Source organism: bacterium, from assembly GCA_021372775.1.
Classification (GTDB): domain Bacteria; phylum Acidobacteriota; class Polarisedimenticolia; order J045; family J045; genus JAJFTU01.
Window position 1 is genome coordinate 1 of the sequence record JAJFTU010000048.1, and the last position, 10,098, is coordinate 10,098.

Here is a 10,098-nt window from a genome sequence, read left to right on the forward strand (position 1 = left end):
GTCCGGCCGCACGACGGGCAGGCGATGAACTCCGCCCGCTCGAGGCGGCGGCGCGAGGCCTGCAGCACGTCGTGGGCCAGCTTCGCCGCGGCCGCCGCGTCGGCGCCGGCGGGAACGCGCAGCGCGTCGCCGAGGCCGTCGATGAAGAGCGACGACACGCGGCCGGCGAAGCCGAGGCGCGGATCCTCCGCGGCCGCCGGACGGTCGGAGACGACCAGCGGCAGGCGCGCGCCCGCGGCGTCGAGCGCCGCGGCGAGAAGACGATTCGCGCCGACGACGTCGAGCCGCGCGCCGGGGACGAGCCCGACCATCACCCGCGGCGCGCAGCCGGCGACGCGGCGCGCGAAATCGACGATCGACGCCGCCGCGCCGCCGTCCCGCGCGGTTCCTGCGACGCGCCCGCCGCCGACCCGCGCCGTTGCGTCGGCGCGCCCGCCGCCGTCCCGCGCGGTTGCGTCGGCGCGTCCGCCGCGCGGCGCCGCGCCCGGAACGGCGAGCGGGCCGTCCGCCGGCAGCAGGAGCAGCAGCGGCAACCCCGCCCATTCGGCGAGGCGCGCCGGATCGTCGCGTTCCGGTTCGTAGACCAGCCCGACGCGGTCGGCCCCCGCGCGGAGCGCGCGGGCGAAGTCGGCCTCGCCGACGAGTCGCCGCGCCGCGCCGGCCAGCGTCACGCCGCGCGCCGGACCGCCCTGCGGCAGCTGCTTCAGCGTCGCCAGCGCCTCGCCGGCGCGCGCCGGATCGTCGAGAAGCACGTCCACCAGCTCGATCGCCGGGCGCGCGGCGAGGAGCGCGGCGACCGCGCGCCCGTCGGCCGGCGTCGTCGTCGCCTCGACGCGCGGCGGCTCGTCGGCGCCGTAGGCGACGCCGCCGACCTCGACGCGGGCGACGGAGCGCCGCGCGTAGACGCACGGATCGCGCCGCTCGGTCAGCTCCAGGCGCTCCGGCTCGGCCGTCGCGGCGACGGCGTGGAGCCGCACGATCTCCCGCCCCGCGGGAACTTCGTTCAGCGGATCCTCGGTCAGCGAGACGCGGATCGTGTCGCCGAGTCCGTCCGCGAGCAGCGCGCCGATCCCCGCGGCCGACTTGATCCGGCCGTCGTCGCCCCCCCCGGCCTCGGTCACGCCGAGGTGGAGCGGATAGGCGCCGAGCTGCTCCTCGTCGAGCCGCCGCGCGAGCAGGCGGTAGGCGCGGACCATCACCTGCGGGTTGCTGGACTTCATCGAGATCACGAGGCCGCGGTGGCCGCGGTCCTCGGCGATCCGCACGAACTCCAGCGCCGACTCGACCATCCCGGCCGGGCTGTCGCCGTGGCGCTGGACGATCCGGTCGGAGAGCGAGCCGTGGTTGGCGCCGATCCGCAGCGCGACGCCGAGCGCCTTCGCCCGGTCGACGAGCGGCGCGAACAGCTCGGCCAGCCGCGCGACGTCCTCGTTCCAGCGCGCCTCGTCGTAGGCCTGTCCGCCGACGTTCTTGCGGTCGGCGAAGTTGCCGGGATTGACCCGGACCTTGTCCACGAACTCGACGACCTTGAGGGCGAGGCTCGGGGTGAAGTGGATGTCGGCGACGAGCGGGACGTCCACCCCTTCCCGCTTCATGATCCGGCGGATTTCGGGCAGCGCCTCGGCGTCCGGCTTCGCGGGGACGGTCACGCGCACGATGTCGCAGCCGGCCCGGGCCAGCGCGCAGACCTGGGCCGCGGTCGCGGCCGCGTCGGCGGTGCGCGTCGTGGTCATCGACTGCACCGCGATCGGCCGCGTCCCGCCGATCGTCGTCTTCCCGATCGCGACTTCGACGGCGGCGCGTCGCCGCGCCGCCAGCGGAAAGCGTTCGTCAGTAGCCATACATGTCGACGCCTCGTTCCAGCATCTTCATCTGCCGTTCCCACTGGTACTTCAGGATCAGCATGATCCGGAACGTGACGTCCGCCACCCGGCGATTCGCGGTCTTCCAGTCCTTCTCGATCCGCACCCAGGAGTGGTAGAGCGGCTTGGCGCCGAAACACTTCTGCGGCAGGTCCCAGCGGCCGTCCTTCTCCTGATGCTGGAGGAGCCAGTCCACGTACCCCATCAGCTGCGGGTAGCGGTTGATCAGCCCCAGCCGCGCGAACTGCTCGAGCAGGTAGAGCAGCTCGTCGAGGTTCCCCTGCTCCGCGTACTCCTCGATCGGGCGGAGCTGGATGCCGCCGCCCCGCTCGAGCGTGCCGCGGATCACGCGCACGGAGCCGATCTGCGGCCCGAGCTCCTGGTAGTCGGGGGAGACGACGTAGTCGAAGACCCGCTTCAGCGCGTTGCGCGCCTTGCCGCCGTCGAGCAGCGCCGGGAAGTGGGCGAAGATCCGCAGCATGTAGTGGTCGGGGATGAAGCAGAACCCCTCGCGGAACCCCTCGCGCCGCAGCTGCGGCAACCCCGAGCCGACGAGCTCGACCGGGCGCCGCGAGACCGGGTCGGCGACGAAGGAGGTCGCCCGCTCCAGCAGGTCGGCGACCAGCTCCACGACCTTGCGGTCGTCCACGTAGCCGGCGCGCAGCAGCAGGCCGAGCGCGACGAGACGCATCTGCCAGACGACGTGCCGCTCGCGCAGCGGATCCTGCTTCGCGTACTGCTTGAACTCGAAGAGCGGCATTTCCTTCTTGTGCGCGAGCAGCGACTTCAGCGGCTTGGCGGCCTTCCGGACTTCCTTGGAGTTTTCCTTGTTCCAAGTCAGCTCGAACAGCTGCCAGAGGATCTTCTCCGTGCTGCGGTCGGCCTTGTCCGGCTCGGCGACGATCTTGCCGCCCCACGTCCCGTCCATCCGCTGGAAGCGCAGCTCCGCCTTGGCGGCGGGCCACTTCATCGCTTCGTCGTGGAGGGCGGCGATCTTCGGCTCCGTCGGCGGCAGCGAGTGCAGCTCCGTCAGCAGGCGGAACTTCACCGGGGCGCTCGCGTTGAGCACCAGCCATTCGCTCGGATCGGCGCGGAGGGGCGATTTCCAGTCGGCCATTCCTTCTCCCTGCTTCGAGATCAACAGCGGGCGAGCGGGCGTCCGCCGTCGATGACCGCCGCGAAGCGGCGGAAAACGTTCCACGAATCGTGCGGCCCCGGGGCGCCCTCGGGGTGGTACTGCACGGTGAGGAGCGGCAGCTCCTCGTGGGCGAGCCCCTCGACCGTGTCGTCGTTGAGGCTGCGGTGGGTGACGACGAGTCCCGTGGGCAGGCTCGCCTCGTCCACCGCGTAGCCGTGGTTCTGCGAGGTCACGGCGACCGCGCCGGTCCGTTCGTCGCGCACCGGATGGTTCGTCCCCCGATGCCCGAACTTGAGCTTGTAGGTCCGCGCGCCGAGCGCGAGCGCGGCGAGCTGGTGCCCGAGGCAGATCCCGACGACCGGCGCCCGGCCGATCAGCGCGGCGACCGTCTCGACGATGTCGCCGTAGTGCGCCGGGTCCCCCGGGCCGTTCGAAAGGAAGACCCCCGCCGGACGCATCGCGAGCACGTCGGCCGCGCTCGTCCGCGCCGGGACGACGGTCGGGTCGAACCCCTCGTCCACGAGGAGCCGCAGGATATTCCGCTTGACGCCGAAGTCGAAGGCGACGATCGGCCGCCGCTTAGCCGCGCGCGGCGCGGCGCCGCCGAGCAGCCCGCTCCGCCCCTGCTTGAAGGCGTAGGCCCGCTCGCAGGTGACTTCGCCGACCAGGTCGGCCTGCTCGATCGGCGGCGCGGCCTTGGCGAGCGCGACGGCCTCCTCGGCCGAACGCCCGGCCGCGGTGAGGCAGCCGCGCATCACGCCGCGCTCGCGCAGACGGCGCACCAGCGCGCGCGTGTCGATCCCCGAGAGGCCGGACACGCCGCTCGTCCGCATGTAGGTCGGCAGATCGGCGCGGGCGCGCCACGACGACGGACCTTCCGGCGCGTCGCGGACGATCAGCCCCGCGGCCTGCGGCCGCTCCGATTCCGGATCCTCGTCGTTGACGCCGGTGTTCCCGACGTGGCTCACGGTGAGGACGACGATCTGTCCCCGGTACGAGGGATCGGTCAGAATCTCCTGGTACCCGGTCATCCCCGTGTTGAAGACGACCTCGCCGACGACTTCGCCCGCGGCGCCGAGCGCATGCCCCCTGAAGACCGTTCCATCTTCGAGGGCCAGAATGGCTTCCATCGGGTGAAGGCTCCTCTGCGGCGCGCGCTTCGCGCCCGCCGCCCGGCGCGAAAAAGGGCGAATGATTGTATCGGACCGGGGCGAACGGGGGCAACAACTTGCGCCCGTGGGTTGACACCCCCCGGCGCGGCTGCTACATTTCGCGGCCTGCCGAAGTCGCCCCGCGAAACGGCGCGGCGGAAGCAAGTTTAGGCGCGTAGCTCAGTGGGAGAGCGCTACCTTGACACGGTAGAGGTCGGCGGTTCGAAACCGCCCGCGCCTACCACCCCCTGTTCCGGCAGCACCGCTCCGCCGTAGGCGGGAGCGTCGCCGGGCAGGGTTTGTCGTGTTTTCGGAGGCGTTGTGCCGGATCAAATCCACGTCACGCTTCCCGACGGCCGGGTCGTCGAAGCCGCCGCCGGCGCCGCCGCGAAGGACGTCGCCCGGAGCGCCGCGCTTCCCCGCCTCGCCGACGCCCTGGCCGTGCGGATCGACGGCAAGCCGGCCGATCTGGACCGCGCCCTCTCGTCCGACTGCCATCTCGCGCTGATCCTCCCCGAGGATCCGGACGCGCTGCACATCTACCGCCACACGACGAGCCACCTGATGGCCCAGGCGATCAAGGAGCTCTTCCCCGAGACGAAGATCGCCCAGGGGCCGGCCACCGAGGAAGGCTTCTACTACGACTTCGGCCGCGCGACGCCGTTCACGGACGACGACCTGCCGAAGATCGAAGAGCGGATGCGGGAGATCGTCGCCCGCGCCCTGCCGATCGTCCGCCGCGAGGTCTCCAAGGACGAGGCGCTGCGGCTCTTCGGCGAGGAGCAGGAGCCGTACAAGCTCCACTTCGTGCGCGAGAAGAGCGGCCCGGTCGCCTCGTACTACCAGCAGGGCGAGTTCCGCGACTTCTGCCTCGGCCCGCACCTCCCGAACACGGCCAAGATCGGCGCCTTCAAGCTCCTCTCGGTCGCCGCGGCCTACTGGCTCGGGAGCGAGAAGAACGAGACGCTCTGGCGGATCTACGGCACCGCCTTCCCCACCGAGGCCGAGCTCGAGGCGCACCTGACGCGGCTCGAGGAGGCCAAGAAGCGGGACCACAGGCGCCTCTGCAAGGACCTCGACCTGGTCTCGATCCACGAGAAGGCCGGCGCCGGGCTGATCTTCTGGCACCCGCGCGGCACGATCGTCCGGCGCGAGATCGAGGAGTTCCTCCGCGAGGAGCTGAACCGGCGGAACTACGTCTTCGTGACGACGCCGCACATGTACCGGAACGAGCTCTTCAAGACCTCCGGGCACTACGACTACTACCGGGACAACATGTTCCGGATCGAGACCCCGGAAGAGGAAGAGCTGTTCGCCAAGCCGATGAACTGCCCCGGGCACGTCATGATCTACGACACCGGGGTGCGCTCGTACCGCGAGTTGCCGGTGCGGATGGCCGAGTTCGGCACCGTCTACCGCTACGAGCGGACCGGGACGATGCACGGCCTGTTCCGCGTGCGCGGCTTCACCCAGGACGACGCCCACATCTTCTGCCGCCCCGACCAGATCAACGAGGAGGTCGAGGACCTGCTGGACCTCGTCAAGACCGTCTTCGACGCCTTCGGCTTCGCCGAGCGGCGCTACGAGCTGTCGGTCTGGGATCCGGCGCACCGCGAGAACTACGTCGGCGAGCCGGAGGAGTGGGACGCCGCGGAGAAGGCGCTCAAGGCCTCGCTGGACAAGTTCGGCCTCGAGCACAAGCGCTACGTCGGCGAGGCCGCGTTCTACGGGCCGAAGATCGACGTCAAGGTCTTCGACGCGATCGGCCGCCCGTGGCAGCTCTCGACGATCCAGTTCGACTTCAACCTGCCCCGCCGGTTCGGCATCTCCTTCGTCGACGCCGACGGGCAGCGCAAGACCCCCTACATGGTCCACCGGGCGATCGTCGGCTCGCTGGAGCGGTTCTTCGGCATCCTCGTCGAGCACTTCGCGGGGGCCTTCCCGCCGTGGCTCGCCCCGGTGCAGGCCAAGGTCCTCCCGGTCTCGGAGAAGGTGGCCGAATACGCCGAATCGTTGGGGGCCCGCCTGAAGGCGGCCGGCATCCGCGTCGAGGTGGACCGGCGCCCGGAGAAAATCGGCGCCAAAATCCGCGACGCGGAACTGGAGAAGATTCCGTACATGCTCGTGGTCGGGCCGCGCGAGGCGCAGGCCGACGCCGTCTCCCTCCGCCTGCGCAAAGTGGGCGACCAAGGGACGACGCCCGTCGCCGCCTTCGTCGAGCGGGCGCTCGCCGCGATCAAGACCCGCAGCCTAGAACCGTAACCAAGGAGCCCCAGCAATGCCGAAGCTCAAGACCCACCGCGGGGCGGCCAAGCGTTTCCGCGTGACCGCCAACGGGAAGATCAAGCGGGGCAAGGCCTACAAGAGCCACATCCTCACCCACAAGGACAGCAAGCGGCGCCGCCACCTCGACTTCGACGTGATCCTGCCGGAGTGCGAGGCCCAGGTGGTGCACAAGATGCTGCCCTACGGCCGCCCGTAACGATCGTTCCGCCACCGCGGCCGCGTCCGATCCACGACGCGGCCCCGCCCGCGCGCCGGGATATGCCCGTCCGGCCCGGGCGACCCTGAAACGGGGCCGCAAGCAGCGGCCCGGCGCCCTAGGGGCCGAAGAGGCCCGCGAAAAGCGCAGGAGGATTCAATGCCGAGAGTCAAACGGGGCAACAAGCGGCGCGAGCGCCGCAAGAAGATTTTGGCCCGGGCGAAGGGCTATTACCTCACCAAAGGCAACTGCTATCGCATGGCGAGGGAGCAGGTCGACCGCTCGCTGAACTTCGCCTTCCGCGACCGCCGCCAGAAGAAGCGCCAGTTCCGCTCCCTCTGGATCGCCCGGATCAGCGGCGCCTGCCGCCCGCTGGGGATCTCCTACAGCCGCCTGATCAACGGCCTCGACATCGCCGGCATCATGATCGACCGGCGCGTGCTGGCCGAGATGGCGATGATGCAGCCGACGGCGTTCGCCTCGCTTTGCGAGCGCGCCAAGGCCGCGCTGCCGCAGCCGGTCCAAGCCTGACCGCCTCCGGCAAGCTGCTCTTTCACGCCGCCGCGGCGTCCGGTCTCGAGCCGGCCGTCGCGGCGGAATTGTCTTGGCTGGACATCCCCGTCCTCGAGGCCGCGCGCGGCGTCGTCCGCTTCGAGGCCTCTCCCGAGGAAGCCGCCAGGGCGGCGCTCGCCCTCCGCTCCGCGCCGCGCCTCGCGCTGGAGCTGGCCCGCGGCCTCCCCGTCTCCCCCGCCGACCTCGTCCCCGCCCTCGCCGCGATTCCGTGGGAGGAATGGCTGCCGGCGGAGACGACGTGGGCCGCGCGGGTCGTCGGCACGACGGCCGAGCTCAGGGACGTGCGCTACACGGCGCTGCTGGTCAAGGACGCGCTGCGCGACCGGATGCGGGCCCGCGGACTGCCGTTCCCGGAGGTCGATCCGGAGGCGCCGCAGATCGTCGTCGAGCTGCGCGTGACGTCGAAGCAGGCGACCGTCGGCCTCGACCTCGCCGGGGGCAGCCTCCACGAGCGCGGCACCTTCCGCCGCGGCGAGGCGCCGCTGCGCGAGGACGTGGCGGCCGGCATCTGCGTCCTCGCCGGCCTGGACCGGACGAAGCCGATCCTCGATCCGTTCTGCGGCACCGGCTCGGTGATCGCCGAGGCGGCGTCGCTCGCGCTGCGGCGGCCGCCGCGGCGCAACCCCGCGGCGATGGCGTTGGCGCGCCTGCCGGCGTTCGCCGACGTGGACCTGCGGCGGGTCGTGCTCGAGCTCCGCGCCGCGGCCCTGCCGCCCGAGGCGCCGATCCTCGCCTTCGACCGCCAGCCGCGGATGGTCGGCGAGGCGCGCGCGGCGTTCCGCGCGCAGAAGCTCGACGACGTGATCACGCTGACCCGCGGCGAGGTGGCCGACCTCGAGCTTCCGGACGGTCTCGCGCCGGGGCTGGTCGTCTCGAATCCGCCGTGGGGTTTGCGTTTGGACGCGGACGAGGCGGCCGCGGCGTGGCACGGCCTTGGGCAGTTGGCGCGGCGCGCCCTCGGGGGATGGCGGCTGGCGCTGTTGTCCGGCGCGCCGGAGGTGACGCGCAATCTAGGGTTCAAGGCCTCGCGGCGCTTCCCCGTCGTCGTCGGCGGCATCGAATCGCGGCTTCTGCTCTACGACGTCCACGCCCGTCCCTGACGCCCGGACGGGCGGCCGGCGCGCCCCGATCTTCGCCTCCCCGCTCAACGCCCCTCCGCGTCTCGCGCCCGACGTGGACCTCGCGACGCCTTGCCTTTGCGCCGCCGCGATTAGACCCGTCGATCTCCCGGGGTTTATCAGGCGTAATGCCCGCGCGTCTCGCGGGACGCGCGTCGGGCGACGGGGGCGGCGGCTCCGCCACGGGGCAACGGCTGCGCCGCCGCCCCCGCTCGCCCGACGTGCTGCCGTCTTTGGCTGCGCGCTCTTGGTGGTTGTCCGCGGGGCGGATGGTCCTTCTTGGATGGTCCGTGCGTCTTGTCTCGCCTCGCGTCGCGGCCTTGGTTCGCGGTCGCCACGGCATCCTTCGCGCTGAGGCGTTAGGGCGCGCGTCCATCGATGGTCGCGCGACGCGCGGCGGGGGGCGGCGGCTCCGCGACGGGGCAATGCTCCGCCGCCGCCCCCCCGCCGCGCGACCCGCTCGTCGTCTTCGGCGCCGCGCGTCGATGGGCCCTGCGCGTTGACCGGGGCGGCGATTCCGATGGGCGCCGCGCTTTGACCGGGGCGGGGATGCCGATGGGCGGGTAGGGGCGGCCGGCGCGGCACGATCTTCGTGGCCGCGCTCAACAGGCTTCCGCGCCTGCCGCCCGACGTGGACCTCGGGGATGCTTGCCGTTGAGGTTTTGAAAGGCAAGGCGGCGCTGTGTGCGGATCGGGCGGCAGGCGCGGTGGAGGCGCCGTCGTTCCGACGTGGTGATCGGCGCGCCAGCCGCCCCCAGGGCGACGGCGCGGCCGGCGAGATCGGGCGAGGCGCGGCCGACGGGATCGGCCGAGGGCCGGGCGGCGAGATCGGCCGAGGCCGGGGCGGGGATTGCGTGACGGTACGAAGCGTACTATATCTAATCGTGCCATGACGCCCGCCGCCCCGCTGTCGCCGCTCACGCTCGCCGTCCTCGGGCTGCTCTCGCAGCGGCCGCTCTCGGGCTACGACCTGCGGAAGATCTTCGCGACGACGTCGATGGGGCACTTCAGCTCGAGCCCGGGCGCGATCTACCCGGCGCTGGAGCGTCTGGCGAAGGACGGGCTGATCCGCGGGAAGGACGACGCCACGCGGGAACTGCGGCCGAAGCGGGTCTTCCAACTCACGGCCGAGGGGCGGAAGGTTCTCGCCGCCGATCTTCTCCGGCCGGTCGAGCGGGACGACGTCGTGTGGCGCCTCGACTGCCTGCTGCTCCGCTTCTCGTTCATCGGCGACGTCTGCGGCAAGGCGCGGACGCGCCTCTTCCTGCGGCAGTTCCTCGCCGCGGTCGAGCAGTACCTCGAGGAACTCGCCGCTCAGCGGGCGCAGTTCCGGCAATGCTGCGGCGGGGCGGCGCCGAACGGCCTCTACGCCCTGGAGTACGGCCTCGAGAGCTACCGCACGACGGCCCGCTGGATCCGGCGCGTCCTGCGCGAACTCTCGGCCGATTGAACGTCCGCGAAATCAAGGAGAGCCGCACGTGAAACGACTCGCCGTCTTCCTCCTCGCCGCCGCCTCGCTCTGTCCCGCGTTCGCCGCGCCTCCGGACGCCGGCGCGCCGGGCGCGGCGCCGCTGACCCGCCGTTATCGCGAGGGCGAGGTTCTCGTCTACGCGATGAAGGGCTCGAACGCCGACGACGCGGGAACGCTCGTCTACGAAGCGAAGTGCACGGGGACCGTGGAGCGGGACGCCGCCGGGCGGTTCGTCGAGTCGTTCGCGTGGTCGGACCTCGTGCAGAACGGCGCCGCGGTCCCGTTGAGCGACGACGCGCGCCG

The 10,098-nt window shown here is 72.0% G+C and carries 9 protein-coding genes and 1 tRNA gene; 7 read left to right on the forward strand and 3 right to left on the reverse strand.

Annotated features, from left to right (window positions below; translation table 11 throughout):
• From ispG to carA, 3 genes are all read right to left on the reverse strand, one after another.
• Nucleotides 1–1,841 (reverse strand): (E)-4-hydroxy-3-methylbut-2-enyl-diphosphate synthase (gene ispG / locus LLG88_01890; protein MCE5245658.1); only part of this gene is annotated, 1,841 nt, incomplete at its 3' end.
• The gene (locus LLG88_01895) at nucleotides 1,831–2,979 is read right to left on the reverse strand and encodes a hypothetical protein (protein MCE5245659.1); all 1,149 of its coding nucleotides are present in this window, start codon (nucleotides 2,977–2,979) and stop codon (nucleotides 1,831–1,833) included. The genes ispG and LLG88_01895, both read right to left, overlap by 11 nt.
• Before the next feature lie 20 nt (nucleotides 2,980–2,999).
• On the reverse strand, nucleotides 3,000–4,130 hold the full coding sequence (gene carA / locus LLG88_01900) for a glutamine-hydrolyzing carbamoyl-phosphate synthase small subunit (protein MCE5245660.1): 1,131 nt from the start codon (nucleotides 4,128–4,130) through the stop codon (nucleotides 3,000–3,002).
• A 190-nt stretch (nucleotides 4,131–4,320) separates the two neighbouring features.
• Here carA and LLG88_01905 point away from each other — a divergent pair.
• The 7 genes from LLG88_01905 to LLG88_01935 form a co-directional block, all read left to right on the forward strand.
• Nucleotides 4,321–4,395, forward strand: a tRNA-Val gene (locus tag LLG88_01905).
• 77 nt (nucleotides 4,396–4,472) lie between these two features.
• Nucleotides 4,473–6,413 carry a threonine--tRNA ligase gene (gene thrS, locus LLG88_01910; GenBank protein MCE5245661.1) on the forward strand — a complete coding sequence of 647 codons (1,941 nt, stop codon included), beginning with the start codon at nucleotides 4,473–4,475 and terminating at the stop codon, nucleotides 6,411–6,413.
• 16 nt (nucleotides 6,414–6,429) lie between these two features.
• Nucleotides 6,430–6,633, forward strand: a complete 204-nt coding sequence (gene rpmI / locus LLG88_01915; protein ID MCE5245662.1) for a 50S ribosomal protein L35 — start codon at nucleotides 6,430–6,432, stop codon at nucleotides 6,631–6,633.
• Between the two features lie 159 nt (nucleotides 6,634–6,792).
• A complete protein-coding gene (gene rplT, locus LLG88_01920; protein MCE5245663.1) occupies nucleotides 6,793–7,164 on the forward strand; it encodes a 50S ribosomal protein L20 in 372 nt (123 codons plus the stop codon).
• Between the two features lie 68 nt (nucleotides 7,165–7,232).
• Nucleotides 7,233–8,306, forward strand: coding sequence for a hypothetical protein (locus LLG88_01925; GenBank protein MCE5245664.1), 1,074 nt, complete (start codon nucleotides 7,233–7,235; stop codon nucleotides 8,304–8,306).
• Between the two features lie 907 nt (nucleotides 8,307–9,213).
• On the forward strand, nucleotides 9,214–9,774 hold the full coding sequence (locus tag LLG88_01930; GenBank protein MCE5245665.1) for a PadR family transcriptional regulator: 561 nt from the start codon (nucleotides 9,214–9,216) through the stop codon (nucleotides 9,772–9,774).
• A 28-nt stretch (nucleotides 9,775–9,802) separates the two neighbouring features.
• Nucleotides 9,803–10,098: hypothetical protein (locus LLG88_01935; protein ID MCE5245666.1), on the forward strand; the 296-nt coding region annotated here is incomplete at its 3' end.

What these genes read in the sequence shown, in the direction of transcription:
- LLG88_01895 (MCE5245659.1), bottom strand. Translation starts at nt 2,979, where the DNA reads ATGGCCGACTGGAAATCGCCCCTCCGCGCCGATCCGAGCGAATGGCTG.
- rplT (MCE5245663.1), top strand. Translation starts at nt 6,793, where the DNA reads ATGCCGAGAGTCAAACGGGGCAACAAGCGGCGCGAGCGCCGCAAGAAG.
- LLG88_01930 (MCE5245665.1), top strand. Translation starts at nt 9,214, where the DNA reads ATGACGCCCGCCGCCCCGCTGTCGCCGCTCACGCTCGCCGTCCTCGGG.
- rpmI (MCE5245662.1), top strand. Translation starts at nt 6,430, where the DNA reads ATGCCGAAGCTCAAGACCCACCGCGGGGCGGCCAAGCGTTTCCGCGTG.
- carA (MCE5245660.1), bottom strand. Translation starts at nt 4,130, where the DNA reads ATGGAAGCCATTCTGGCCCTCGAAGATGGAACGGTCTTCAGGGGGCAT.